This is a genomic window from Ruegeria sp. AG1 (genome assembly GCF_056541705.1).
Genome location: NZ_JBQFYU010000008.1, coordinates 85,273 through 110,193 on the forward strand (window position 1 = coordinate 85,273; position 24,921 = coordinate 110,193).

General features: G+C 59.8%; 23 protein-coding genes. 16 read left to right on the top strand and 7 right to left on the bottom strand.

The features are described 5' to 3' along the window. Window positions 1–5 precede the first annotated feature (5 nt). The 10 genes from ACR0B5_RS13675 to ACR0B5_RS13720 all read left to right on the top strand — a co-directional run bounded on the left by ACR0B5_RS13675 (window position 6) and on the right by ACR0B5_RS13720 (window position 13,099). Window positions 6–764, top strand: a complete 759-nt coding sequence (locus tag ACR0B5_RS13675; protein ID WP_480541127.1) for a SapC family protein — start codon at window positions 6–8, stop codon at window positions 762–764. Next, the gene (locus ACR0B5_RS13680) at window positions 761–2,077 is read left to right on the top strand and encodes a TolC family protein (protein ID WP_480541129.1); all 1,317 of its coding nucleotides are present in this window, start codon (window positions 761–763) and stop codon (window positions 2,075–2,077) included. The genes ACR0B5_RS13675 and ACR0B5_RS13680 overlap by 4 nt, the downstream gene beginning before the upstream one ends. Window positions 2,078–2,084: 7 nt before the next feature. Then, window positions 2,085–4,205 (top strand): type I secretion system permease/ATPase, encoded by a 2,121-nt coding sequence (locus ACR0B5_RS13685; protein ID WP_480541131.1) that lies wholly within the window; start codon window positions 2,085–2,087, stop codon window positions 4,203–4,205. 2 nt (window positions 4,206–4,207) lie between these two features. Beyond that, on the top strand, window positions 4,208–5,509 hold the full coding sequence (locus ACR0B5_RS13690) for an HlyD family type I secretion periplasmic adaptor subunit (RefSeq protein ID WP_480541133.1): 1,302 nt from the start codon (window positions 4,208–4,210) through the stop codon (window positions 5,507–5,509). Window positions 5,510–5,612: 103 nt separating this feature from the next. Continuing rightward, a complete protein-coding gene (locus ACR0B5_RS13695) occupies window positions 5,613–6,140 on the top strand; it encodes a hypothetical protein (RefSeq protein ID WP_480541135.1) in 528 nt (175 codons plus the stop codon). 65 nt (window positions 6,141–6,205) lie between these two features. Continuing rightward, entirely contained in the window at window positions 6,206–7,576 is a 1,371-nt protein-coding gene (locus ACR0B5_RS13700) for a glutamate--cysteine ligase (protein WP_480541137.1), read from the top strand. A 70-nt stretch (window positions 7,577–7,646) separates the two neighbouring features. Continuing rightward, window positions 7,647–8,720, top strand: coding sequence for a phenylalanine--tRNA ligase subunit alpha (gene pheS / locus ACR0B5_RS13705; protein WP_170691611.1), 1,074 nt, complete (start codon window positions 7,647–7,649; stop codon window positions 8,718–8,720). A gap of 573 nt (window positions 8,721–9,293) precedes the next feature. After that, window positions 9,294–10,097 carry a CE1 family esterase gene (locus ACR0B5_RS13710; protein ID WP_480541139.1) on the top strand — a complete coding sequence of 268 codons (804 nt, stop codon included), beginning with the start codon at window positions 9,294–9,296 and terminating at the stop codon, window positions 10,095–10,097. A gap of 78 nt (window positions 10,098–10,175) precedes the next feature. Beyond that, entirely contained in the window at window positions 10,176–12,572 is a 2,397-nt protein-coding gene (pheT, locus tag ACR0B5_RS13715) for a phenylalanine--tRNA ligase subunit beta (protein WP_480541141.1), read from the top strand. Window positions 12,573–12,652: 80 nt separating this feature from the next. Beyond that, window positions 12,653–13,099 (top strand): YtoQ family protein, encoded by a 447-nt coding sequence (locus ACR0B5_RS13720; protein WP_170379140.1) that lies wholly within the window; start codon window positions 12,653–12,655, stop codon window positions 13,097–13,099. A gap of 48 nt (window positions 13,100–13,147) precedes the next feature. Here the strand turns inward: ACR0B5_RS13720 and ACR0B5_RS13725 are convergent, their stop codons facing one another. Further along, entirely contained in the window at window positions 13,148–13,846 is a 699-nt protein-coding gene (locus tag ACR0B5_RS13725; RefSeq protein ID WP_480541143.1) for a glutathione S-transferase N-terminal domain-containing protein, read from the bottom strand. A gap of 211 nt (window positions 13,847–14,057) precedes the next feature. Here ACR0B5_RS13725 and ACR0B5_RS13730 point away from each other — a divergent pair, with 211 nt between their 5' ends. Next, on the top strand, window positions 14,058–14,870 hold the full coding sequence (locus ACR0B5_RS13730) for a mechanosensitive ion channel family protein (RefSeq protein WP_247748119.1): 813 nt from the start codon (window positions 14,058–14,060) through the stop codon (window positions 14,868–14,870). Window positions 14,871–15,064: 194 nt separating this feature from the next. Here the strand turns inward: ACR0B5_RS13730 and ald are convergent, their stop codons facing one another. Beyond that, complete coding sequence (gene ald / locus ACR0B5_RS13735) at window positions 15,065–16,183, bottom strand: alanine dehydrogenase (protein WP_480541146.1); 1,119 nt, start codon at window positions 16,181–16,183, stop codon at window positions 15,065–15,067. Window positions 16,184–16,321: 138 nt separating this feature from the next. Here ald and ACR0B5_RS13740 point away from each other — a divergent pair, with 138 nt between their 5' ends. Together ACR0B5_RS13740 and ppk2 are read left to right on the top strand one after the other, a co-directional pair. Further along, window positions 16,322–16,780 (top strand): Lrp/AsnC family transcriptional regulator, encoded by a 459-nt coding sequence (locus tag ACR0B5_RS13740; protein WP_170553779.1) that lies wholly within the window; start codon window positions 16,322–16,324, stop codon window positions 16,778–16,780. 220 nt (window positions 16,781–17,000) lie between these two features. Next, window positions 17,001–17,918 (top strand): polyphosphate kinase 2, encoded by a 918-nt coding sequence (ppk2, locus tag ACR0B5_RS13745; protein ID WP_170379135.1) that lies wholly within the window; start codon window positions 17,001–17,003, stop codon window positions 17,916–17,918. A gap of 51 nt (window positions 17,919–17,969) precedes the next feature. On the opposite strand, the gene ACR0B5_RS13750 is transcribed toward ppk2, so the two are convergent. Together ACR0B5_RS13750 and rpsU are read right to left on the bottom strand one after the other, a co-directional pair. Beyond that, window positions 17,970–19,136 carry a CAP domain-containing protein gene (locus ACR0B5_RS13750; protein WP_480541148.1) on the bottom strand — a complete coding sequence of 389 codons (1,167 nt, stop codon included), beginning with the start codon at window positions 19,134–19,136 and terminating at the stop codon, window positions 17,970–17,972. Between the two features lie 291 nt (window positions 19,137–19,427). Next, window positions 19,428–19,634, bottom strand: a complete 207-nt coding sequence (gene rpsU / locus ACR0B5_RS13755) for a 30S ribosomal protein S21 (RefSeq protein WP_005614280.1) — start codon at window positions 19,632–19,634, stop codon at window positions 19,428–19,430. Between the two features lie 111 nt (window positions 19,635–19,745). On the opposite strand from rpsU, the gene ACR0B5_RS13760 reads away from it, so the two are divergent. Together ACR0B5_RS13760 and ACR0B5_RS13765 are read left to right on the top strand one after the other, a co-directional pair. Further along, window positions 19,746–20,438 carry a COQ9 family protein gene (locus ACR0B5_RS13760; protein WP_170379132.1) on the top strand — a complete coding sequence of 231 codons (693 nt, stop codon included), beginning with the start codon at window positions 19,746–19,748 and terminating at the stop codon, window positions 20,436–20,438. Between the two features lie 55 nt (window positions 20,439–20,493). After that, window positions 20,494–21,492 (top strand): NAD(P)H-quinone oxidoreductase, encoded by a 999-nt coding sequence (locus ACR0B5_RS13765; protein ID WP_480541150.1) that lies wholly within the window; start codon window positions 20,494–20,496, stop codon window positions 21,490–21,492. Between the two features lie 12 nt (window positions 21,493–21,504). Here the strand turns inward: ACR0B5_RS13765 and ACR0B5_RS13770 are convergent, their stop codons facing one another. Further along, window positions 21,505–22,362 carry a DUF2189 domain-containing protein gene (locus ACR0B5_RS13770; RefSeq protein WP_170721337.1) on the bottom strand — a complete coding sequence of 286 codons (858 nt, stop codon included), beginning with the start codon at window positions 22,360–22,362 and terminating at the stop codon, window positions 21,505–21,507. A 193-nt stretch (window positions 22,363–22,555) separates the two neighbouring features. Here ACR0B5_RS13770 and ACR0B5_RS13775 point away from each other — a divergent pair, with 193 nt between their 5' ends. Beyond that, window positions 22,556–23,539, top strand: a complete 984-nt coding sequence (locus ACR0B5_RS13775; RefSeq protein ID WP_170379126.1) for a quinone oxidoreductase family protein — start codon at window positions 22,556–22,558, stop codon at window positions 23,537–23,539. 54 nt (window positions 23,540–23,593) lie between these two features. Here the strand turns inward: ACR0B5_RS13775 and ACR0B5_RS13780 are convergent, their stop codons facing one another. After that, window positions 23,594–24,124, bottom strand: a complete 531-nt coding sequence (locus ACR0B5_RS13780; RefSeq protein WP_170639852.1) for a porin family protein — start codon at window positions 24,122–24,124, stop codon at window positions 23,594–23,596. Window positions 24,125–24,391: 267 nt separating this feature from the next. Further along, on the bottom strand, window positions 24,392–24,865 hold the full coding sequence (locus ACR0B5_RS13785) for a YHS domain-containing (seleno)protein (protein ID WP_170666770.1): 474 nt from the start codon (window positions 24,863–24,865) through the stop codon (window positions 24,392–24,394). Window positions 24,866–24,921 lie beyond the last annotated feature (56 nt).

A 24,921-nucleotide genomic window follows, 5' to 3' on the forward strand; every position in this document is an offset into this window, starting at 1 on the left:
TGCCTATGACTTCACCCGTCGCGATCACGCCGCAACCTCTGACACACAAGGACTGCGCCGGTTTACACTGGCGCAGTCCTTCCGATTTCGGTTTTGCCGATCATGTGCCCTCGGTTCTGGTCGGGGTGTCGGAGCTGTCGTCGGTGACGCTTGAGATGCCCTGGTATTTTGCGCAGGCCCGCGGCAAGTGGCACGCGCTTGCGCCGTTGAACTCGGACGCAGGGCTGAAATTGAACCACGTCCCGTTCCTGCTGCGCATGTATCCGTTCACCCTTCTGCCGGACGCGGACAGTTTCGTGCTTGGCATCTGGCAAGACCCTGACTGCATCGGCGAAACCGGGCACCCGATCTATGACGGCGCGCAGTTGCACCCGAGGTTGGAGCCGGTTGCCAACGCGTTCTCTCGCTTTGTCAAAGGCTTGGATGCGCTGCATAAAATCGGTGCAGCGTTGCAAGAGGAGGGTGTTCTGCAAACGAGACCTCTACAAGCCAGTGACACCGTCCAGCTGTTTCAAACGGATGAGGATGCACTGCGCGCTCTGCCAGCAGATAACCTGTCTGAGCTTGCGAAATCAGGTGCGCTGGGGGCGGCATATGCGCAGTTATTGTCACGCAATCATTTAAAAAGAACGGCAAGGCCCAAGGTTGCTTCCCAACCGCAAAATACTCCTGTAACGCGAGAGGAAGGCCGCGCCTTTCTGGATGCATTGACCGATGATCTTCTGGAGGGCGCTGAACTAAAACCAGGAGCGTTGGCACCATGAAGACTTGGTTGTCGGTTGTGATGACCACACTTGTTTTGGCGGGGTGCAGTGAGGATTTGCAGGGCACGCAGTCGTTCGACCCTGCAGCCGAACCCGCCGCGCAGCCTGCGGCGGCGCAAAGCAACCTTAAGGGTAGTGTCGCACGCACGGAATTCGCCGAGCTGGTGCGCAGATCCGTAGCGACGTCGCCAACGACCGCAGCAGGCACCGCCAATGTTCTGGCCTCGCAGTCTCGTATCGAGGCTGAAAAGGGCGCGTTCCGACCCCAGCTGAACGCCGAAACTTCTCTGACGTCCGATGGGGATACGGTTCCGATCCTGCGCCTAAGCCAGATCATCTATGACGGCGGCAAGGTTTCAGGCCGTGTCGGGCTGCGCCAGATCGAGGCGCGCCAGACCTGGTTGAGCGAATTGTCTGAGCTCAGCGCCCAAAGCTTTGAGGCGATTGAGGCCATCATTGACCTTGACCGCAACCGTCGTCTTGAAGATCAGGCCCGACAAAACCTTGAACGCACCGAGGCGTTGGTTAGCGATTTGCAATCTCGGTTCGATGCCGGTGCCGGATCGGTGGCGGATCTGCTGGCGGGTCAGGGCCGCCAGTCCAATGCAGAAACCGAGCTGGCGCAGGCCGAAACAGATGTAGAACTGGCAACCGCCACCTGGATCGAAGTGTTCGGCAGCCGCCCGAGTGCCATTCCAACCATCCCTCCGGCACCGGTTTTGGCGGGCACAACCTCGCAGGTTATGGTCGAACGCAGCCCGCGTCTACGCACACAGGTCGCCGTCAGTGAGGTGCGCCAGCAAGAGGTTGTCGTGGCCGAGCGCGCCACCCGCCCAACCCTGTCCGCGATCCTCGAGACCGACTTCAACGAAGGCAGCATCGACAACGGGGCGCAGGCCCGTCTGGGCGTGAATGTCCCGATCTATCAGGGTGGCTCGGCCCGCGCCAATGTGGAAACGGCAAGGGCCAATCTGCAGCAAAGTGAGGCCGATGCAGAAGAGCTGCGCCGCGAATTGCAGCGCAATCTCTCTCAGGCTCTAGAAGAGACGAACTCGATCCAGCGACGACTTGCGACGGCCCGCCGTGCGGTCGAGATCAACGAACAGGCACTTGATGCAGCGCGGGGGCAGTTCAACATCGGACGGTCGACCATCGTGCAGATTCTGGATGCTCTGCGCGAGCTGAACCTGGCTCAGGTGCGGGTCATCCAGCTTGAGGCACAGGCGCGCCGGGCTGAATATGCGGTGCTTGCGGTGACAGGCGATATTCTGGATGCGCTGGGCGTCGCACAACCGACTGATCCAACCTTGTGATATTCCCATGACCCCAACCGCCACAGACCCGCTGATCACCCATCTTCAGCTTTTGACAGAGCGGTTGGGCCACGGGCTGTCCGAAGCGGATCTGTTTCGCGTTTTCAAAGGCAGCAGTGAGGCTTACGCGGTCAAGGACGCGGTTAGCGCGCTTGAAGCGGCGGGCTACAAGGCTGATTTTGGTAAGGCACGCTTGCTCAAGCTCGACCCGATCCTGTTCCCGGTCCTGGCCTTCGACGCGGATGGGGTGCCGTTTGTGGTCCTCGACCGCGAAGACAAGGACCGCTTTCTTGTCATTGATGCCAGCAGCGGATCTGCTGAGCCTCAGATCTGGCGACGCAAGGACCAACGCATTGCCAAAGCGCGCTGGATCCTGCGCGCCTCACGCGCCCGCCGCTCGGATGAGGATCGCACGACCCCGCAAGGCCATTGGTTCTGGTCGGCGTTCAGCGATCTGCGTGGCGTGTATGTTCAGATCATCCTCGCGGCGATGGTGACCAGTATTTTGGGGCTGGCGACCTCATTGTTCACCATGGTGGTCTACGACCGCATCCTGCCGAATGAGGCGGTGGACAGCCTGTTGGCGCTGGTCGCCGGGGTCGGGTTCGCGCTGCTGTTCGACTTTCTGATCAAGAACCTACGGTCTCGCTTTATCGACACGGCCGGCAAGCGAGCGGATATGAAGATTGCCGAGCGTTTGTTCAATCAGCTCATGGCGCTGAAGATGAAAGCGCGAGGCGGGCAGAACGGACGCATGGCCTCGATCCTGCGGGATTTTGAGGTGGTGCGGGATTTTTTCACCTCGGCTTCGCTGGTCGCGCTGGTTGATCTGCCGTTCCTGCTGGTGTTCATCGGGGTGATCTGGGCCATCGGCGGGCCGCTGGCATTGGTCCCTGCGATTGCGGTGCCGATCACTCTGCTTTCCGGCCTGCTGGCGCAGCCGTTCCTCAGCCGCTATGCGCGCGAATCCAGTGTAGATGGGCAGACCAAGCAATCGGTTCTGATGGAAACCCTGACAGGGATGGAAACGCTCAAGACCACCGGCGCGGAACCGGTCATGCGCGCGCGCTGGGATGATACCGTGCGGGCACAGGCGGATAGTTCTGGCAAGACGCGGTTGGTGTCTCAGGGCACGGTGAACCTGACGCTTCTGGTGCAGCAGATCGCGCAGGTCGCCATTGTGTTCTATGGCGTTTTCCTGATCCGGGACGGGGTGATCTCGATGGGCGCGCTGATCGCCTGTGTGATCCTGACGGGCAAGACGCTGGCCCCGCTTTCGCAATTGGCGCAGGTGCTGACGCGGCTGAATCAGGCGCGGGTCGCCTATGGCCAGATCGACGAGCTGATGCAGCAGGAGGTCGAGCGTGAGGCCGGTCGCCGCTACTTGTCGCGCCGCACGATTGCGGGGCAGATCGAATTCAAGGGCGTCAGCTTTGCCTATGACGAGGCGTTGGGTTCGATCCTCAAGGATATCGACCTGTCGATCAAACCCGGAGAAAAAGTCGCCATTCTCGGCCCTGTCGGGTCAGGCAAAAGCACGCTGGCGCGCCTCATTCTGGGCCTATACGAACCCGATGACGGAGCGGTTTTGCTGGACGGTCTGGATTCGCGTGCCGTGGATCCCGCGGACAAGACGCGCAATATCGGGGCGGTGTTGCAGGATTGCTGGCTGTTCTCGGGCACACTGCGCGAAAACATCATCGCCGGGCGCTTTGGCGTGACGGATGATGAGGTTCATAGCAAGGCCGCCATCTCTCTGGCCGACCGGATCGCGGCGGCGCATCCGCATGGCTACGACATGCAGGTGCATGAGGGCGGCGCTGGCGTGTCCGGCGGGCAGCGTCAGGCGGTGGCCATCGCACGGGCGCTGATTGGTGATCCGCCGACACTTGTGATGGACGAGCCGACCTCTGGTATGGATGTGCAGACGGAATCGCAGGTGATCGAGAACCTGAAAGGCTGGCTGTCGGAGGACCGGACGCTGGTGCTGGTGACGCACAGAACCAGCCTGTTGCAATTGGTGGACCGGGTGATTGTCCTGAACGGCGGCAAAGTCACTTATGACGGCAGCAAGGACGATATGCTGGTCCGCAACCGCCCGGCGGCACGCGCCGTGAAGGAGGCGTAAGGATGGCCGGGGCAGATTTCACCGCAACAGCGCGCGAGCTGCGCGGCAGGCGTAGTGCCGCCGGTGGCCTGATCCTGCTGTCGGTCGTGACCTTGCTGGCCGTTGTGCTGACCTGGGCCTATTTCACCGAGATCGACGATGTAACGCGGGCCGAGGCGCGCGTGGTGCCCTCGCAACTTGTGCAGGTGGTTCAGGCAGCGGAAACCGGCACCATTACCGAGATCAACATCCGCGTTGGCGACACGGTTGAGGCCGGGGATGTCCTGATGCGCTTCGACCCCGCGCTGTTGCGGGCCGAGCTGGACACCGCCGTATCCGAGGCCACCGCCCTGCGCCTGCGCCGCGCCCGGCTTGAGGCGCAAATTGCCGGAGAGCCGTTCGACATGCCGGATCGCGAGGGCGTCGAGGGGAAACTGCTTGATGCGGAACGGGATCTGTTCCTGGCCATGGAAGCGCATCTGACCGCCGATCTTGAGGTTCTGGACGCCCGGCGCGAGATCAAGTTGGCCGAGATCGAGGCCGCCCGGATCAGCAAGGATGTGAACAATGAGACCATCGGCCTGCTGGAGGAAGAGATCGGCGTGATCCAGCCTCTGGTCGAGCGTCGGATCGAAAGCCCCATCGCCATGATCGACCTGCGCCGGGAACTCAGCCGCCAGAACGGGCAGTTGAGTGACGCCGGAAACCGCATCCTGATGGCGCAGGCTGCCCTGACCGAGATCGACAGCCAGATCGTTGCCCGCAAGCGGGAGTTTCGCTCCATCGCCAATAGGGAATTGACCGAAACACAGGCTGGACTGGCCGCGCTTGAAACCCGCATTCCCGCGCTGCAGGCCCGATTGGCGCGGGCGGAAATCCGGGCCCCGGCGCGTGGGGTGGTTAATCAGGTGCTGATCTCGACATTGGGCGGTGTGGCGCAGCAGGGCCAGACCGTGGCCGAGATCGTGCCCTTTGGCGACACTGTCACGGTCGAGGCCTATGTCGCGCCCGATGACATCGCCTTCATCCGGCCTGATCAGGATGTGAAGGTCCGTATCACGGCCTATGATGCTTCGCGCTATGGCGCGCTGGATGGGCGGGTGACACGGATCGGGGCGGATACGATTCTGGCCCCGGATGGGGAAACCTCGGTCTATGTGGTCGAGATCCAGCTGGACGGCTCGCTGACCGATGCCGATGGGCAGAAACTGGATGTGATCCCCGGCATGGTCGCGCAGGTCGATATGCTGTCCGAGCCGAAAACGGTGCTGGAGTATCTGACCAAACCGGTGATCCGCGTGAAAGATCGCGCCTTCCGGGACTAGTCCGAGATACGAAACCCCCTCTTGAACTCTGCGCCACTCGGCCCGATTTTGAGGGGGTTGGGGATCGCCTATCACGTCCAAGCGCTGAAACAGGAACACCGATATGAGTTTCATTCGACCCGAAGCCAAATTGGCCCTCTGGCGTTGGCGCGAGGTTGTCGCTGCCGGTTTTGTTTTGGTTCTGGGTCTCAGCTGGGTCAGTGGACCCGGCGGTCTGCTGGGCGTTCTGGGCTGGGTACTGGTGGCCGTCGCAGTCGCTCTGGCCGTGATCGGCGTGCAGCGTGCCCGATTTCGGACCGGGGCAGGCGGGCAGGGCGTCGTCAGCGTCGATGAGGGGCAGATCACCTATCTCGGCCCGCTGGATGGCGGCATGGTGGCAACGCGCGAGATCGAACGACTCGCGCTTGATCCGACCTCAAGCCCGGCGCATTGGGTGCTGGACCAACCGGGGCAACCTACGCTTCACATTCCTGTGAATGCGGAAGGGGCCGAGGCGCTGTTCGATGTGTTCTCGGCGTTGCCGGGATTGAAAACGCAACAGATGCTGGCCGAACTCCACGGCGGGTCACGCCATCCGGTGGTGATCTGGGAAAAAACCTCCTCTCGCCCGGCCCACCTTAGGCTGCATTGACACTGGCGCGGTTTGCGCTCAGGACTGACCGATAAGACAGACACATCAGGATCGGAGATCGGTTCATGTCCATCCCTCAGTCCGGCGGCGGTCCGATCGAGCGCCACGAGCAATTGGCCGAATATCTGGAATCGGGCTGCAAGCCCAAGGCCGATTGGCGTATCGGGACCGAGCATGAGAAGTTCGGCTATTGCAAAGACACCCTCAAACCGCTGCCTTTTGAAGGCAAACGTTCCATCGTTGCGGTGCTTGAAGGGCTGCGCGACCGCCATGGCTGGGCCGAGGTGCGCGAAGCGGGCCATCTGATAGGTCTTGAAAAAGACGGCGCAAATGTCAGCCTTGAACCTGGCGGCGCGCTGGAACTGTCGGGCGCTCCGCTCGAGACGATCCACGAGACCTGCGATGAGGTGAACACCCACCTGCGCGAGGTGAAGGACATCGCCGATGAAATCGGCGTGGGCTTCATCGGTCTGGGCGCTGCTCCGATCTGGACCCACGAAGAGATGCCGCTGATGCCCAAAGGGCGCTATCGGCTGATGAACGACTACATGGAAGAAGTCGGCACCATGGGCCGTGCCATGATGCGCCGCACCTGCACTGTTCAGGTCAATATCGACTTTGGGTCCGAGGCCGACATGGTGCAGAAACTGCGCGTGGCGCTGGCGCTGCAACCGGTAGCGACGGCACTGTTCGCAAACTCTCCGTTCTTTGAGGGCAAGGTGAACGGCCAGAAAAGTTGGCGCAGCCACATCTGGCGGCATCTGGACGATGCGCGCACCGGCATGCTGCCTTTCGTGTTCGAAGAGGGCTTCGGGTTCGAGCGCTACGTGCAATACGCGCTCGATGTGCCGATGTATTTCGTCTATCGCGACGGCCAGTATATCAACGCGCTGGGCATGTCCTTCCGCGACTTCCTGAAGGGCGAGCTGCCCGCGCTGCCTGGTGAGACACCGACACTGTCCGATTGGGCCGACCATCTGACCACGGCCTTCCCCGAAGCGCGGATCAAGAAATTCATGGAAATGCGCGGCGCCGATGGTGGCCCATGGCGTCGTCTGTGCGCGCTGCCTGCCTTCTGGGTCGGTCTGACCTATGACCAGACCGCGCTGGATGCGGCGTGGGATCTGGTCAAAGACTGGGACGCTGAAACCCGCGAGGAACTGCGTGTTCAAGCCGCCGTTCAAGGCCTGCAGGCCAAAGTTGGGGACATCAACATGCACGATCTGGCGCGTGAGGTCGTGGCGATCTCTGAGGCGGGTCTGAAAGCCCGTGCTTTCCCCGGTGCTGGCGGTCTGGTCCCGGATGAGACGCATTTCCTGAACGCGTTGAAGGAAAGCATCGACACCGGCAAGGTGCCCGCCGATGAGTTGCTGGAACACTACACTGGCGACTGGAACGGCGACCTGACCCGGATTTTCCCCGAATACAGCTATTGATCCGCCCGGTCCCGCTTGCATTCGCGGGGCTGGCCCGATAGCAGGTTGGCGACCAAATTCAGAGGGCGTCATGGACGATCTTAAGGCAAAATATCTGGGCCAAATCGCCGAGGCTGGCGACGAGAACGCGCTTGAGGCGATCCGCGTCGCTGCCGTGGGCAAAAAAGGCGAGGTCGCGCTGAAGATGCGCGAGCTGGGCAAGATGACCCCCGAAGAGCGTCAGGTCGCAGGCCCCGCGCTGAACGCCCTGAAGGATGAGATCAACTCGGCCCTCACCGCCAAGAAATCCGCGCTGGCCGATGCCGCGCTGGATGAGCGTCTGCGCACCGAATGGCTGGACGTCAGCCTGCCGACCCGCGCGCGCCGTGAGGGCTCGATCCATCCGATCAGCCAGGCGACCGAGGAGCTGACCGCGATCTTTGCCGAACTGGGCTTTGCCGTGGCTGAAGGTCCTCGGATCGAGGACGACTGGTATAATTTTGACGCGCTGAATATCCCCGGCCACCACCCCGCGCGGGCCGAAATGGACACGTTCTACATGCACCGCGGCGATGGCGATGATCGCCCGCCGCATGTGCTGCGGACCCATACCTCGCCGGTGCAAATTCGGTCGATGGAGAAACAGGGCGCGCCGATCCGCGTGATCTGTCCGGGCGGTGTGTACCGCGCCGACTATGACCAGACCCATACGCCGATGTTCCATCAGGTCGAGGGGCTGGCGATTGATAAAGACATCTCGATGGCGAACCTGAAATGGGTTCTGGAAGAGTTCGTGAAGGCCTTCTTCGAGGTCGATGATGTCGAGCTGCGCTTCCGCGCCTCGCACTTCCCGTTCACCGAGCCGTCGGCCGAGGTCGATATCCGCTGTTCCTGGGACAACGGTCAGCTGAAGATCGGCGAGGGCGACGACTGGATGGAGATTCTGGGCTCGGGCATGGTCCACCCCAAGGTGATCGCCGCCGGTGGCATTGATCCTGAGGTCTATCAGGGCTTTGCCTTTGGCATCGGGATCGACCGTCTGGCGATGCTAAAATACGGCATTCCTGATTTGCGGGCGTTTTTTGATTCTGACCTGCGTTGGCTGCGGCACTACGGGTTTGCAGCGCTGGATATGCCGAACCTGCATGGTGGTTTGTCGCGGTAAGTGTACCTTTTTGGGGTATACCTCTCGAAGTACTACGACTGGTGCTTTGCTTTCGCGAGCAGACATGGGCTTTGGGTTGGAGCCGCCGTACATTTTGTGTGGCTCTCAGGGTTTGTTGTGATCCTAAACATTGCGCCGGGTTGGGTATCTGGAATTGTCCTGATTGTTTCAACACCGACGCTTGGTCTCTTTATGTTGGCATACCACCGAGCAGAGCGTCAGCGAGAAAGAGCTATGCGCGAACTGAAAGATCAACAATCTCAGTTGTGGAAAACTAAGAAACTCATCGGATGGTACAAAAGGTAAGCGGGGACCGAAGGCCCATAGGCCGCCGCGCCATCTGTCGTTCATTGTTGCGCCCTTGGTTCAAGCCCAATGGACGACACCGCCCGCACGGGCTGGCGATTTGTGTCTGCCCGCGCAACGCTCGAACAGTGCGCGGATTTGGCTTCGATAAAGTGCCCAATACAGACCAAGGATCGCCATCCCGCGGTCTGGCAACAGCGCGGCTTGTTACAGGTTCCCACAGGGTTGTGACGTGACAGTTGGCGTCAGGCGGCTAGGCTCCGGCCTATGATCTATCGACTGCTTCTTTTGCTGCTGATCGCAACCCCGGCCCTCGCCATGGGGCCTTGGAAATCCGACTGTCATGGCGATACGGCCTGTGAGGTCGGCGACCGCTCCTACCATGTGCTGGAACCTGAAGGGTGGGACGGCGAAACGCCTCTGCCCGTGTTGTTGCATTTCCACGGTTGGGCGCGGCAGGGGACCGTCGTGGTGAACCATGAGCGTATTGCCGGGGCGACCAAGTTGCGGGGCGTATTGCTGGTGGCCCCGAACGGGCTGGGCAAAAGCTGGGATTTCTGGACTTCGGGCACGGGCGACGTGCCCTTTGCCGACCGAGTGTTGGAGGATGTCGCCAAGCGCTACCCGGTTGATCCCGACCGCATCTATGTCTCGGGCTATTCCTTCGGCGGCGCGATGGCGTGGCGCTTTGTGTGCCAGTCGGGCAATGACGTTGCCGCCTTGCTGGCCGTTGCAGGCAGTATTCGCCAGACCGAGGATTGCCCCGAAGCCCCGCTTGAGGCGCGCCATGTGCATGGCCTCAGCGATACTGTGATGGATTTTCCCTATGGCGCGAATGGCGACACGACCTATCCGGTGGCCCTTTGGCGCGCGAAATACGACTGCCACGACGCGACCCCGCGCGGGGATTGGAGCGTGGTGCCGATCCTGACCCTCAGTCGGGTGGAATGGACCGATTGCGCGCAGGGGCAGGTGGTGCTGGATACCCATCCGGGCGGGCATTTCATCCCCCATGGCTGGATCGGGCGGCAATTGGACGAGCTTTTGGGCCGCACCCCCACCTATCCGTGACCTGCAGCGCTTGCACCTTGGCGCAATCTTTGCCATTGCCTGTGCCGACTGGATATCTGCCAAAAAAGGCCCCGAGCAATGAAATTCACTCTGTCCTGGCTGAAAGACCACCTCGACACCGATGCGTCGGTTGAAGAGATCACTGAGGCGCTGACCGATCTTGGCCTTGAGGTCGAAGAGGTCGTGAACCCGGCGGACCGACTGGCGGGCTTTACCTTGGGCCATGTGAAACATGCCGAGAAACACCCCGACGCCGACAAGCTGCGCGTCTGCACGGTTGAGACGGATGAGGGCGATCTGCAGATCATCTGCGGTGCCCCAAACGCACGCGAAGGCATCACTGTCGTAGTCTGCAAACCGGGCATGTATATCCCCGGTCTGGATATCACCATCAGCGTCGGCAAGATCCGGGGCGTTGAGAGCTTTGGCATGATGGCCTCGGAGCGTGAGCTGGAGCTGTCGGACGAGCACGACGGCATCATCGAGCTGCCTTCGGGCGACGTCGGCGACACGTTCGTCGACTGGCTGGCCGAGAATGACCCGTCCAAGATCGACCCGATGATCGAGATTGCGATCACCCCCAACCGCCCGGATGCGTTGGGCGTTGCGGGTATTGCGCGGGATCTGGCTGCGCGCGGCGTTGGCACGCTGAAAGAGCGCGCCTATGCGCCGGTGCCGGGTGATTTTGACAGCCCGATCAAGGTGACGATTGATGAGGATACGCTGGACGGCGCGCCGCATTTCACCGGTCGTCTTATCCGTGGCGTTAAAAACGGCCCCAGCCCGCAGTGGTTGCAGGATCAGTTGAAGGCAATCGGTCTGCGTCCGATCTCGACCCTGGTCGATATCACAAACTACATGACCTACGACCAGAACCGCCCGCTGCACGTTTTTGACGCGGACAAGGTTCAAGGCAACCTACGCGTACACCGTGCCAAAGGTGGCGAGAAACTGGTGGCGCTGGATGAGAAAGAATACACGCTGCAGCCTGGCATGATGGTGATCTCAGACGACAACGGGCCTGAGTCCATCGCCGGTATCATGGGTGGTGAGGAAACCGGTTGTACTGATGAGACCGTGAATGTCTTCCTCGAAAGCGCGTTCTGGGATCACGTGCAAATCGCGCTGACCGGTCGTGCGCTAAAGATCAACTCGGACGCGCGCTATCGGTTCGAGCGTGGGATCGACCCGGAATACACGCTGGAAGGGTTGGAGCAGGCGACGCAGATGATTCTGGATATCTGCGGCGGTGAGGTTTCCAAAGTGGTTGAGGCCGGCAGGGCTCCGAACCATGCGCGGGCCTACAAGTTGGATGCAGCGCGTGTGCAGTCTCTGGTCGGGATGGATATTCCCGAAAGCGAGCAGCGCCAGACGCTGACCCGTCTGGGCTTCCGTCTGGAAGGCGAGATGGCGCATGTGCCCAGCTGGCGTCCAGATGTCATGGGTGAGGCCGATCTGGTGGAAGAGGTCGCACGGATCGCGTCTTTGACCAAACTGCAGGGCAAGCCCTTGCCGCGGGTGACCGATGGTATCCCGAATCCCGTAATGACCCCGACACAGCGTCGTCAGTCGATGGCGCGACGTACCTGTGCCGCGTTGGGGTATAACGAATGCGTCTCATATACCTTCATAGATCAGGCCTCAGCTGCGCTGTTCGGCGGTGGAAATGACGCAACGCGTCTGGAAAACCCGATCTCGTCCGAGATGAGCCATATGCGCCCGGACCTGCTGCCCAGCCTGCTACAAGCGGCGGCGCGCAATCAGGCGCGCGGCTATGCTGACGTGGCGCTGTTTGAGGTCGGACCAGTCTTCCATGACGGTGAGCCCGGCGATCAGAAGACACAGATTTCCGGCCTGTTGGTTGGCCGCAACGGTCCAAAGGATGTTCACGGCGCGTCCCGCCCGGTTGACCTCTTTGATGCCAAAGCGGATGCCGAGGCGGTTCTGGCCGCAATCGGCGCACCGGCAAAGGTTCAGATACTGCGCGACGGAGACGCCTGGTGGCATCCGGGTCGTCACGGCAAGATCTGCCTCGGCCCGAAAAAGGTTCTGGGCGTGTTTGGTGAGTTGCATCCGCGCATCCTTCAGGCGATGGATATCAAAGGTCCGGCGATGGCGTTCACCATCTGGCCGGATGAGGTGCCGCTGCCGCGCAAATCAGGCACAACCCGCGCCGCGCTGGAACTGCGCGATCTGCAAGCGGTCGAGCGTGACTTTGCCTTTGTGGTCGACGATACTGTCGAAGCTCTGACTTTGGTGAATGCTGCGGCGGGGGCTGACAAGGCCTTGATCGAAGACGTTCGCGTTTTTGATGAGTTCATCGGCGGCAGCCTTGGTGAGGGTAAGAAATCTCTGGCCATTACTGTGCGTTTGCAGCCAAAAGATGCGACGTTGAAGGAAAAGGATATCGAGGCCGTGGCTGAGAAGATCATTGTCAAGGTGTCAAAAGCCACAGGCGGCGTTCTGCGCGGCTAAGGGTGATCCACCCTCGGTCAGAAGATTTTTAGAAAGATGAAGGGGCGAATGCGCCCCTTTTTCATGGGAGGAAACGCAAGATGTTGAAGGTTTATCTTTCTGGTGAGATTCACACCGATTGGCGCGAGCAGATCATTTCGGGTGCTGAGGGGCTGGATGTCACGTTCAGCAGCCCAGTGACCGATCATGCGGCCAGTGATGATTGTGGTGTCGCCGTCTTGGGCGCAGAGCCGAACAAGTATTGGCACGACCACAAGGGCGCGATGGTGAATGCGATCCGTACGCGCAAGGGGATCTCGGACGCAGACGTTGTGGTTGTCCGGTTTGGCGACAAATACAAGCAGTGGAACGCCGCCTTTGATGCGGGCTACGCCGCCGCTTTGGGCAAGTCGATCATTGTGCTGCACGGCCCTGATCATCAGCACGCGTTGAAAGAGGTCGATGCCGCCGCGCTGGCAGTTGCGGAGGAACCGCGCCAGGTGGTGGAGATCCTGCGCTATGTTCTGACCGGCGCACTGCCGGGCTAGGTTGCGAAAAGGGCTTGCGCCCCGGGATGGTCGCAAGCCCTTTTGGTGTCAATCGCGGGCGGGTGTCATCAAGCCTTTTTGCACGGCGGGGCGGTCAAGGAACCGATCTAGATAGGCGGTGAGATTGGCGTGGTCATCCCACCCAACGACCTCTTTAGCGCCATAGAAATCCAGCCCGCGCAGCCAAGGCGCGATGGCCATATCTGCGATCGAGTAGTCTCCTGCGATCCAGTCCTGACCCTCGAGTTCCTGGTTCAGGACGTTCAGCAGGCGCTTGGCTTCATTGATATAGCGCTCGCGCGGGCGAGGGTCTTCGATCTCGCTGCCGGCGAATTTGTAGAAAAAGCCCAATTGTCCGAGCATCGGCCCAAGGCCACCCATCTGGAACATCAGCCATTGGGTGATGCGATGCTTGTCACTGGCGGATTGGCCGATGAACTGCCCGGTTTTCTCGGCCAGATAGAGCAGGATCGCGCCACTCTCGAACACGCCAATGGGGGTGCCATCTGGGCCATTGGGGTCAATGATCGCGGGGATCTTGTTGTTGGGGTTCAGCGACAGAAACTCGGGGCTTTTGACATCGGCATCGGCCAGGGTGACCTTGTGTGCTTCATAGGGTAGGCCGGTTTCTTCCAACATGATCGAGGCTTTGACCCCGTTGGGTGTCGGGAAGGAATAAAGCTGTAGGCGGTCGGGGTGTTGCGGCGGCCATTTGGCCATGATCGGGAAAGAGGCGGTGTCCAGCATGCGAAAGCTCCTGTTCGGGCGGTTCCGTTCGAGTTAGGCACGGAGTCGTGTATTTGTCAGCCCCCCAAGCTGTGCAGTGTAGGTCATCGGTTGTTTGCTGGCGAACAATGGGGAAAACTGCCGTAACTCGCACCTAGACCGATTTTTGTTTTTCACTCACAATTCAGTGACTCCCGCGCGAAAGCCGCGGGATTGATGTTTGAGAAAGGAAATGCGCGTGGATGAAGTTGCAACACAGGTGGGTGCTTTTGCGCCTCTGATCATGAGCGCGGTGAAGGCGCTGATCGTACTGATTTTGGGTTGGATCGTCGCCGGAGCAATCGCTGGCATGGTGCGGCGACGCATCAACGCGACGCCGCAGATCGACCCGACACTAGGGAACTTCATGGCCAGCCTTGTCAAATGGGCGATCCTGGCGATGGTTCTGGTTGCCGTTCTCGGGATTTTCGGGATCCAGGCGACAAGCATCGTGGCCATTCTGGGTGCCGCGTCTCTGGCGATTGGTCTGGCGCTGCAGGGGACGCTCAGCGATCTGGCAGCAGGTGTGATGCTGGTCGTGTTCCGTCCGTATAAACTGGGCCAGTTTGTCGACATCGGCGGGACAGCCGGGACGGTGAAAGACCTCAACCTGTTCACGACCGAATTGGTGACGCCGGACAATGTGCAGATCATCGTGCCAAACGGGCAATCCTGGGGGTCGATCATCACCAACTACTCGGCACATGACACGCGCCGTGTGGATTTGGTGTTCGGGATCGACTATGGCGACAGTGCGGATGAGGCGATGAAGATCATTCTGGACGTTGCGAACGCGGATGCGCGTATTCACAAAGATCCGGAGCCCTGGGTGCGTGTGACCAATCTGGGCGATAGCTCGGTCGATCTGACAGCACGTCTGTGGTGCGCAGCGGCGGACTATTGGGATGTGAAATTCGAGCTGACCAAAGCTGTGAAAGAAGCCTTCGATGCGAAGGGCGTCTCGATCCCCTACCCACATTCGGTTGAGATCCACAAAGAGGGCTGAACCCTCCCGCCCGTCGCGCGGGCATTGGAAATGCCCTCCTCCCGTTGGGCCAAGCGCCGCACTTTCGTGCGGCGCTTTCGTTTTGCGGATAGGGTATCATTCAAGACCAACCACGCCGCGCCGATAGGCGCGGCGCCATGCCCAACGCTGTAAATCGCCTTTTGGCAAAAAGGCGATTTCAGGTGCGGGAGTGTTTACGACTTGATCACCACATTGGGGGAAACGACATCAATGCCGAGGGCTTTACCAACCGCATAATAGGTCAGTTGTCCGGCGTGAACGTTCAGACCCGCCAGCAGGTGCGGGTCGTCCTGACACGCCTGTTTCCAACCTTTGTCCGCCAGTGCCAGCATGAACGGCATCGTCGCGTTGCCCAAAGCGATGGTTGAGGTCCGGGCCACCGCGCCCGGCATGTTGGCCACGCAATAGTGCATCACACCATCGACCTCGTAGATCGGGTCGGCATGGGTCGTTGCGCGCGAGGTTTCAAAGCAGCCGCCCTGGTCGATAGCCACGTCCACCAGCACCGCACCGGGCTTCATCGTCGACAGTTGCTCTCGACTGATCAGCTTCGGAGCGGCAGCGCCCGGAATCAGAACGGCTCCGATCACCATATCGGCGTCCTGGATCAGTTCAGCCGTCGCGCCAGCCGTCGAGTATTGGTTCTTGAACTGCCCGCCGAACACGTCATCCAGATAGCGCAGCCGAGGCAGTGAGCGGTCAAGAACCGTCACATCTGCACCCATGCCTGCAGCGATCTTAGCCGCGTGAGTGCCGACGACACCTCCACCAATCACGACGACCTTGGCCGGACCAACGCCGGGAACGCCACCCATCAGCACGCCTCGGCCACCATTGGCCTTCTGCAGGGTCCACGACCCGACCTGAGGCGCCAGACGGCCCGCAACCTCGGACATGGGCGCGAGCAGAGGAAGACCGCCGCTTGCGTCTGTGACGGTCTCATAGGCGATTGCGGTACAGCCTGAGGCCAGCAGGTCGTGGGTCTGATCTGGGTCCGGGGCGAGATGCAGGTAGGTGAACAGCAACTGGCCTTCGCGCAGCATCTTACGCTCACCGGCCTGAGGTTCTTTGACCTTCACGATCATGTCGGCCGTGGCAAAAACCTCTTCTGCGGTGTCCACGATGCCCGCGCCAGCAGCGATATAGGCGGCATCATCGAATCCAGCGCCAATGCCGGCACCAGATTCGATCAGCACGTCGTGTCCGCGCGCAACCGCTTCCTGCGCGGCGTTGGGCGTCATGCCGACGCGAAATTCCTGGGGTTTGATTTCCTTGGGGCAACCGATTTTCATCTGCACCGTCTCCGTTCATAAACTGCCTAAATTATGTGCAATTCAAGGCGCAATTTTTGTGAAACAAGAAGGGGCTTTGTGTTTTTTGTCGGAAGATTTTCGCGTAGACTGCAAAAATCTCGCAAAGGATTTGCAGCAATGAGCCTAGACACGACTGATCGGAAGATACTTTCTGCGCTGCAGCGCAATGGTCGAATGTCGAATGCAGAGCTGTCGGAGCAGGTAAATCTGTCCCCCTCGGCCTGCCATCGCCGGGTGCAAAGGCTTGAGGCTGACGGCTATATCCGCAATTACGTGGCTTTGCTGGATGCGCGCAAGATGAATGTGCCGACAACTGTCTTTGTCGAGATCACATTGCAGGGCCAGGCCGAAGAAGTTCTGGACGCGTTCGAAAAGGCGGTTTCGCGTATCCCGGACGTTTTGGAATGCCACCTGATGGCCGGAACCGCTGACTACATCCTGAAAGTGGTGGCCGAAGATACCGAGGATTTCGCCCGGATCCACCGTCAATACCTGTCGCGATTGCCCAAAGTGGCGCAGATGCAAAGTTCGTTCGCTTTGCGCACGGTGTTCAAAACAACCGCCCTGCCAGTTTGAACGGCGCCTATTTTCTGCGCGCAGAAAGGCAAAGGACTGCCTTGCGTCAATTCTACGGCTTGTATCCCCAGGGCGGGGCGTCCAAAATTGAAACGACTAGACCCTCGCGCTGCGCCTCCCTGTGATCCCGACAGCGCGATGTCATCAATTCATCTGATGACATCAGGCGGTTACACAAACCTGCCAGGGTGGGAACCCGAAGAATAATAAGGAGTTGACCTTGGCTTACGAAAACGATGGCGCCCCCAAAGACTGGTTGGAGGCTGAGCTGGAAGATACGCTGGATGAGGATTTCGAGATCGAATTCAGCGAGCCGATGCTGTCGATGGAAGTTCGCAAGATCTATCGGGAACAGCACCCGGACATGCTGGACCGAAAGGTCTATTTCCGAAACCTGCTGCGTCTTCAGGCCGAGTTGATCAAGGTGCAGGATTGGGTTCAGCACACTGGGGCCAAAGTCTGTATCCTGTTCGAAGGCCGCGACAGTGCGGGCAAGGGTGGCGTGATCAAGCGGATCACCCAGCGTCTCAATCCGCGCGTGGCACGGGTGGTGGCGCTGCCAGCCCCCAGCCGCCGGGAACAAAGTCAGTGGTATTTCCAGCGCTACGTGCCGCACCTGCCTGCGGCCGGTGAGATCGTTCTGTTCGATCGGTCCTGGTACAACCGTGCAGGCGTGGAACGGGTCATGGGTTTTGCGACCGAGGATCAGGTTGAACAGTTCTTTCAGGACGTTCCGGAATTTGAGCGTATGTTGGTGCGCTCGGGGATCATCTTGCTGAAATACTGGTTCTCGATCACGGATGAAGAACAGCAACTGCGATTCCTCATGCGCATCCATGATCCGATGAAACAGTGGAAGCTGTCGCCGATGGACCTGGAATCCCGCATCCGGTGGGAATCCTACACCAAGGCGAAAGAGGATATGTTCTTCCGCACCAATATCCCCGAGGCGCCGTGGTACATTGTGGAAGGCAATGACAAGAAACGCGAGCGTCTGAACTGTATCGAGCATCTTCTGACCATGATCCCCTATACGGATGTTCCGCATGAGCGGGTCAATCTGCCCGACCGCCGCTACAATCCGGACTACGAACGCCGCGTTCTGCCGGACGAGCTGCACGTACCCAAGATCTACTGATCGTGTTGTGGGGATGCGAGGCAGCGGACTGCCTCGCATCAGGATAGGCCGTCAGGCGACGTCCATCATGCAATCGAAATTGAAGAAGTTGACGAAGAAGACGTCTCCGGAGTCGTCAGACGCCATCTCCGGGCATGACGTGTCATCCGAGGATGGGTCCATATCGTCGACCATCACCAGATCCAAGTCATCCTCGGGTTCGTCCAGAGTCATGACGTCATCATTCCAGGCGAATTGATCCAACTGCATCTGTAGCTGTTGAATGAACGCCTCAATTTCGGCGAGGAAAGCTGCTACGTCGAAACAACCGCTATCAGGGTCCTCGATCTCGGTGACATTGGTCTCGGGCTGCTCGGGCTCTGGATCATCAGTCTCAGTGACGTCGGTCTCGGGTTGTTCAGGTTCCGGGTCCTCGGTCTCGGTGACATCGGTTTCGGGCTGTTCCGGTTCTGGATCTTCCGTCTCGGTGACATCGGTTTCGGGCAGTTCAGGTTCCGGGTCTTCGGTCTCGGTGACGTCAGTTTCGGGCTGCTCGGGCTCCGGGTCTTCGGTCTCGGTGACGTCAGTTTCGGGCTGCTCGGGTTCCGGGTCCTCTGTCTCTGTGACATCAGTCTCAGGCTGTTCCGGTTCCGGATCTTCCGTCTCGGTGACATCGGTTACCGGTTGTTCCTGAGTTGGGTCTTCGGTTTCCGTCACATCTGTTTCCGGTTCCTCGGGCACTGGATCTTCAGCCGGGGGCGGCGTCATGGCGGTGTCGTCAATGTCCAGCATGACCTCTGCGTCAGTTGTGGCAAAGTTTTGCGTCACCATGACTGCGTCAAAGCCCTGCATGTCGCCCGTCTCAACGCCGATCCCGATATATTTGAAATCGGGGTTCAGAATGTTGGCCCTGTGGCCGGGGCTGTTCATCAGGTTCTGGTGCAGTTGCGCGACATCATCGCTGATGCCTGGGGCGCCGCGCTCGGATTGCCAGGCGATATTCTCGCCCGTGCGCCAGCTGCCTTCCAGATCGAAACCGGCCGACTGCATGCGCTGGGTTGCGCTGGATCCGCCCGATCCGGTGTGGCTGAACCGGTCCGTATTCAGCATCCATGCGCTGTGGTCTTCTGATGACTCGTTAAGCTGTCTTTCAAGTTGCAGGGGGTCCAGACCGCGGGATGTGCGCTCTTGGTTGATGAGCGCCAGCATCTCGCGTTCTACTTCACTTCCTGTAGACATTTTTGCCTCCGTTTTATGTTTTGTCTGAGTGGACGAGCCCAGTTATCGGGGCCATCAAAGACATGAACAGAGAGGCTATGAAAATCGGCACTTTTCGGCGGGTCGGTGCAGCCGGACGCAGATTCGCTGCGCTGGAAAACGCCGAGAAAGAGGCGAGACTAAGGCTCGGCGAGTTATCGCACTGGTTGTGCAGTGGCGCGGGCAAAAACGCACTTAGAAACGACAAACCCCCGGGCGATGCCTCGGGGGTCGTCAAATAGTGTCATCCAAAGCTGGACGAGCGTCAGGTGCTTAGAGCAAACCTTCGCGCTGTGCTTTCTTACGTGCCAGTTTACGGGCACGACGGATCGCTTCAGCCTTCTCGCGCGCTTTTTTCTCGGACGGTTTCTCGAAATGTTGCTTCAGCTTCATTTCACGGAACACGCCTTCGCGCTGCAGCTTTTTCTTCAGGGCACGAAGCGCCTGATCGACGTTGTTGTCGCGAACACTAACCTGCATGTGGTTGTCACCACCTTTCTAGATAGAGTTGCAAGGAAATTGCAGGAGTTGGCCGTATAGCAAAGCCGCTCTATCTTGTCTAGTACTGTGCCCAAGCACCGGAGACCCACCATGACCGTCACTTACGAAGACACCAAACAACAGCTGCTGGACGCGATTTTGATGCATGTTCCGTTCGATGGCTGGTCCGAGGCCAGTTTTCGCGCGGCCGTTGTCGATTGCGATCTGGATGACGGTCTGGCCCGTGCGATCTGCCCGCGCGGCGCGGTCGATCTGGCGCTGGCCTACCACGCGCGGGGCGATCAGGTCATGCTGGACAGAATCAAGTCCACCGACATGAGCGAGCTGAAGTTTCGCGAAAAGGTTGCCGCTGCTGTTCGGTTCCGGCTTGAGGCGGTCGAGGACAAGGAGCTGGTGCGCCGGGGCATGACCCTGTTTTCACTGCCCAACCACGCGGCAGACGGGGCCAAGGCGGTCTGGGGGACTTGCGATCTGATCTGGGACGCGCTGGGCGATACGTCGGATGATGTAAACTGGTACACCAAGCGCGCCACCCTGTCGGGGGTCTATTCGTCGACGCTTCTGTTCTGGCTGGGGGATGATTCGCCGGATCACCAGAACAGTTGGGCCTTTCTGGACCGCCGGATCGAAAACGTGATGCAGTTCGAAAAGCTCAAGGCGCAGGTGAACGGTAACCCGCTGCTCAAGCCCTTGCTGGCCGTTCCCAATTGGTTTGCAGCTCAGGTGAAACCGCCGATGAAGATGCGGGCTGATCTGCCGGGGATGCTGAACCCGCGCAAGTAAGCATCTGGGCCTTTGCTTTTTGGCCTGCTAGGCATTGGGCAAAGGAGATTTGCCCATGACTTCGCCCGAGACCCAGACAATGCGTGCCGTCGAAATCACCGAACCCGGCGGCCCTGATGTTCTGCAACTGACCGAACGACCAATTCCCGAGCCGGCAGCCGGGCAGGTTGTTTTGAAAGTGGCCTATGCTGGCGTGAACCGACCGGACGCGCTGCAGCGCGCGGGGGCCTATGATCCGCCGCCCGGTGCAAGCGATCTGCCGGGACTTGAAGCCTCGGGCGAAGTGGTTGCCCTTGGCGCGGGTGTTGAGGGGCTCTCGATCGGTGACAAAGTCTGCGCGCTGCTTCCGGGCGGCGGATATGCTGAATATGTCGCCACGCCCGCCGCGCATTGCCTGCCCGTCCCCGATGGCATGGACCTAAAGCAAGCCGCCTGCCTGCCCGAGACCTTTTTCACAGTCTGGTCGAATGTCTTCACACGCGGAGGCCTGAAAGCAGGTGAGCGGTTCCTTGTCCATGGCGGCTCAAGCGGTATTGGGACGACGGCGATCCAATTGGCGAACGCGTTTGGCGCGCGTGTCTTTGCGACGGCGGGCTCGGCTGAGAAATGTGAGGCCTGCCTCAGCTTGGGCGCCGAAAAAGCGATCAACTACCGGGATGAGGATTTTGTTGGGGTTATGCGGGCCGAAGGGGGCGCGAACCTGATCCTCGATATGGTTGGCGGTGACTATATCCCGCGCAACGTGAAAGCGCTGGCCGAGGATGGACGTCTGGTTCAGATCGCCTTTTTGCAAGGACCCGTGACCGAGCTGAACTTTGCCCTGATGATGGTGAAACGCCTTACGCTGACCGGCAGCACCCTGCGTCCGCAAAGCGATCTGGCCAAGGCAAAGATCGCTCAGGACCTGCACGAGGCTGTCTGGCCGCTGCTCGCTGCAGGCAAGGTCGCGCCGGTGATGCACAGCGAATTCCCTCTGGCAGAGGCTGCTGCGGCGCACGCGCTTATGGAAAGCTCGCAGCATATTGGCAAGATTGTCTTGAACGTCGCGGGCTAAGCGCCCTGTTGGTCACGCAACAGCGCGCCGGTAGAGGTGCCATGTTGCGTGGCCCAGAACGGGCATTACTATGATCAGCCCCAGCAGTATTGGGATCGCGCCCAGCACCAGCAGGGTCGCGACGATGAAGCCCCAACCCATGATGACGCCGGGATTGTGGCGCAGCACGCGAACGGATGTCACAACGGCCACGGGCAGCCCTACTTTACGGTCCAAAAGAAGCGGGAAGCTGACAACGCTGACCGCCAGCGCAATTAGTGCGAAAAAGAACCCTGCAGCAGTGCCGAAGATGACCATTGTCCACCCCGCGCCTGTTGTCAGAACCTCGGTCGCAAACGCGCCCAGAGAGGCAGGCGGTTCAGGGCCGAGCGTCTGCGCATAGACGCTTTGAGCGACCATCAGCCAGACAAGCAGCAGCAGGACTAAATAGAACCCGAGCGCGAGAATGGCCCCGAAGGAGGGCGAGCGGAATACGCCGAACGCATCCAGCCAATGGACCTCTCCGCCTTGTTCGCGCTTGCGGCTGATTTCATAAAGACCAACGGCTGCGATTGGGCCGATCAGAGCAAAGCCTGCGATCAGGGGGGCCAGCAACGGCACCAAGTCCATGTTCATTGCAAAGCCTACCATCAACAGCCCGGCAATCGGGTAGATCAGCACAATAAAGATCGCATCCGCGCGGGTTTCCAGAAAGTCCGTGTATCCCGCCCTCAGGCAGTATTTCAGGTCGTCGAATGTGAGTGGCTGCACCATGGGCAGGTGGCGCACGTCCGAGCTGCCCAGGTGCGAGACGCTTTCCGAGACGTGATCGCTGGTTGCTCCAAGGCTTTGGGCCGCCCAGCTGATCGGATTACCGATAGTTTTTGCCATTTTGTTCCCTTCCTTGGCGAGTGGTGCGCCGCAGAATGGATCCGGCTGAGGGTTGCTCGTGGCCGGACCAGCCGGCAACGCCTGCGTGAAGTATAGCACAGTTTTGGAAATTCCCGAATTGCCGCCGCCGCATCGCCCGGATTGTCTTGCCGCGCAGGCGTGTTAGCTTGAGCAAAGGCAAGAGGAGGTCAGAATGCAGCAAACTGCGCGTACAGTTGTCATTGAGGAATTCGGCGGACCTGAGGTCCTACAGATCAAGGACCAGCCTTTAGGCGATCCCGGCCCCGGCGAAGTTCGCATTCGCCACGAGGCGTGCGGGTTGAACTTCATTGATGTCTATCAACGAACGGGCCTCTATCCCCTTGAATTGCCGCATGCATTGGGCATGGAGGCTACAGGTGTGATCGAGGCGGTCGGCGAAGGTGTGACGCATTTGCAGCCGGGCCAGCGCGCGGCCTATGCCAGCGCTCCGTCCGGCGCCTATTGCGAGGCGCGGGTGATGCCCGCAGCGCAGGTATGCCCACTGCCGGATGGCATCCCTTCGGAAATAGCCGCCGGGATGATGTTGAAAGGTCTGACGGTTGAATATCTGTTCCATCGCACCACCCCCTTGAAGCGTGGCGACACGGTTCTGTTTCACGCGGCTGCGGGCGGTGTCGGCCTGATCGCCTGCCAATGGGCGAAATCCGAGGGCATCAAGCTGATCGGAACCGCAGGAACGGATGAGAAATGCAGTCTGGCGCAATTCAACGGCGCGGCCCATTGCATCAACTACCGGACCGAGAACTTTGCCGAACGCGTCGCCGAATTGACCGGTGGCAAAGGTGTCGATGTGGTGATGGATTCCGTTGGGGCCGATACGTTTGACGGCTCATTGGACTGTCTGAAGCCTTTGGGCATGATGATATCCTTCGGCAATGCATCCGGGCCGGTGCCGCCAGTGAATATCGGCATTCTCGGGCAAAAAGGCTCGCTCAAGATCACCCGGCCGACGCTGTTCACGCATATTGCGGACCATGCGGTCTGTCAGGCGATGGCGCGGCGGTTGTTTGGCAAGGTTCAGGGCGGCGAGGTCAAGATCCATATCGACCAACGCTTCCCTCTGGATCAGATTGCCGAAGCGCACCGCGCGCTAGAGGCGCGGCAAACCACCGGCAGCACAATTCTGGACTTGTAAACGCAAAGACCCGGCGCAGGACGCCGGGTCTGCTCCAGCACAAAACCGGAAAAATCAGAAGCGGTAGGCCGCTCGGATCTGCAGTGTTGTGGCGTCAACATCCACACTGGACGAGTTGAAGTTGTCAAACTCGTGATAAAGCAACTCGCCTGCGATGCTGACATTCGGGGCCACGATCTGCTCATAGCCTGCGCCGATGAACCAGCCGTCGTCGCTGCCCAGATTGTCGGTGCCAGCATCCGCATAGCCGCCAACGCCGTATAGAAGACCCTGAGGGTTCACCTTGTAGCCAGCGCGCACTTTGATCCGCCAGACGTCCTCGACAGTTGCGGGGCCGAGATCGATATTGGTCCAGTCATAGTCAAAGCCGCCGCCCACGACCCAGTCGCCTAGATCGTAGTCATATCCAAGGATGATACCGCCAATCGCGCCATCACCATCGACGCCCGAGACGCTGGTGTCCACGTCGATATAGCCCAATTGCAGACCGCCGTAGAACCCTGTCCAGTTGCCCGAGGATTGGGCCATCGCGGCCCCTGCCGCTAGGGTGGACGCCGCTGTCACAATTGCCAATCTGCCTATCATGTCTTGATCCTTTCATTCCAAATAACCGCGCGCCAATTTGTGGGTCTGGCTACGCATATCCATACTCAAATACGGCCCTGCCTCAGGACCGGATCATCGTTTGTGGCATATTCCGTACTAGGTCTTGGATCGTTCAGGCCGTTTGGCCCGATGTCCGCCCGTTAGATCCGGGCTTGTCTCAATAAGATAGTTAGCGTTTTCAAAGCTTCAAATAAAATGCGGCGGCAGATCACTCTGCCGCCGACGCGTGCTGTCAATTTCAGCGGATTATTGCTGCAGCTCAGCCGGGCTTTTGTCTGCGATGGTTTCCCAGTTGGTGCTGGCTTGCTCGATGAAGCCCGGGATGTCGCCTTCCCAACGTTCCTGGATGTCTTGCGACAGGTTCAGGTACAGCTTGTCGTCAACGATTTTCCAGTGGTTCGGGTCACCGTCGAACTTGAAGCCCATTGCCGCGCCGAAGGCGCAATAGCCGCCATATGCAGGCAGGTAGGCCTCGGGGTTGGCTTCAAAAGCCACTTTGTTTTCTTCCGACGAGAAGCGGTACAGAGCGTCGTTGTGCAGGGTGGTTATGCGGTAGTCGCCCTTGGTCGCTTCGCCAGCGGTGAAATAGGCAACCGGGTCATAGCCTTGCATCGCCAAACCGGTCGAGCTTGCGTTGAGTTCAACACCAGCCGCCAGGGTCGAAGTGGCCAGAGCAACAGACAGGGCTACGCCGCCGATCAGAGATTTAAACGTGTTCATAGCTTCACCTTTCGTGAAAGGGCCGCGCGACCTCGCCTGAATTGCGATTTGCGGAC

Bases quoted from the DNA above. Each gene is read 5' to 3' on its own strand.
- ACR0B5_RS13675 (WP_480541127.1), top strand. From the start codon at position 6: ATGACTTCACCCGTCGCGATCACGCCGCAACCTCTGACACACAAGGAC.
- ACR0B5_RS13680 (WP_480541129.1), top strand. From the start codon at position 761: ATGAAGACTTGGTTGTCGGTTGTGATGACCACACTTGTTTTGGCGGGG.
- ACR0B5_RS13685 (WP_480541131.1), top strand. From the start codon at position 2,085: ATGACCCCAACCGCCACAGACCCGCTGATCACCCATCTTCAGCTTTTG.
- ACR0B5_RS13690 (WP_480541133.1), top strand. From the start codon at position 4,208: ATGGCCGGGGCAGATTTCACCGCAACAGCGCGCGAGCTGCGCGGCAGG.
- ACR0B5_RS13695 (WP_480541135.1), top strand. From the start codon at position 5,613: ATGAGTTTCATTCGACCCGAAGCCAAATTGGCCCTCTGGCGTTGGCGC.
- ACR0B5_RS13700 (WP_480541137.1), top strand. From the start codon at position 6,206: ATGTCCATCCCTCAGTCCGGCGGCGGTCCGATCGAGCGCCACGAGCAA.
- pheS (WP_170691611.1), top strand. From the start codon at position 7,647: ATGGACGATCTTAAGGCAAAATATCTGGGCCAAATCGCCGAGGCTGGC.
- ACR0B5_RS13710 (WP_480541139.1), top strand. From the start codon at position 9,294: ATGATCTATCGACTGCTTCTTTTGCTGCTGATCGCAACCCCGGCCCTC.
- pheT (WP_480541141.1), top strand. From the start codon at position 10,176: ATGAAATTCACTCTGTCCTGGCTGAAAGACCACCTCGACACCGATGCG.
- ACR0B5_RS13720 (WP_170379140.1), top strand. From the start codon at position 12,653: ATGTTGAAGGTTTATCTTTCTGGTGAGATTCACACCGATTGGCGCGAG.
- ACR0B5_RS13725 (WP_480541143.1), bottom strand. From the start codon at position 13,846: ATGCTGGACACCGCCTCTTTCCCGATCATGGCCAAATGGCCGCCGCAA.
- ACR0B5_RS13730 (WP_247748119.1), top strand. From the start codon at position 14,058: ATGCGCGTGGATGAAGTTGCAACACAGGTGGGTGCTTTTGCGCCTCTG.
- ald (WP_480541146.1), bottom strand. From the start codon at position 16,183: ATGAAAATCGGTTGCCCCAAGGAAATCAAACCCCAGGAATTTCGCGTC.
- ACR0B5_RS13740 (WP_170553779.1), top strand. From the start codon at position 16,322: ATGAGCCTAGACACGACTGATCGGAAGATACTTTCTGCGCTGCAGCGC.
- ACR0B5_RS13750 (WP_480541148.1), bottom strand. From the start codon at position 19,136: ATGTCTACAGGAAGTGAAGTAGAACGCGAGATGCTGGCGCTCATCAAC.
- rpsU (WP_005614280.1), bottom strand. From the start codon at position 19,634: ATGCAGGTTAGTGTTCGCGACAACAACGTCGATCAGGCGCTTCGTGCC.
- ACR0B5_RS13760 (WP_170379132.1), top strand. From the start codon at position 19,746: ATGACCGTCACTTACGAAGACACCAAACAACAGCTGCTGGACGCGATT.
- ACR0B5_RS13765 (WP_480541150.1), top strand. From the start codon at position 20,494: ATGACTTCGCCCGAGACCCAGACAATGCGTGCCGTCGAAATCACCGAA.
- ACR0B5_RS13770 (WP_170721337.1), bottom strand. From the start codon at position 22,362: ATGGCAAAAACTATCGGTAATCCGATCAGCTGGGCGGCCCAAAGCCTT.
- ACR0B5_RS13775 (WP_170379126.1), top strand. From the start codon at position 22,556: ATGCAGCAAACTGCGCGTACAGTTGTCATTGAGGAATTCGGCGGACCT.
- ACR0B5_RS13780 (WP_170639852.1), bottom strand. From the start codon at position 24,124: ATGATAGGCAGATTGGCAATTGTGACAGCGGCGTCCACCCTAGCGGCA.
- ACR0B5_RS13785 (WP_170666770.1), bottom strand. From the start codon at position 24,865: ATGAACACGTTTAAATCTCTGATCGGCGGCGTAGCCCTGTCTGTTGCT.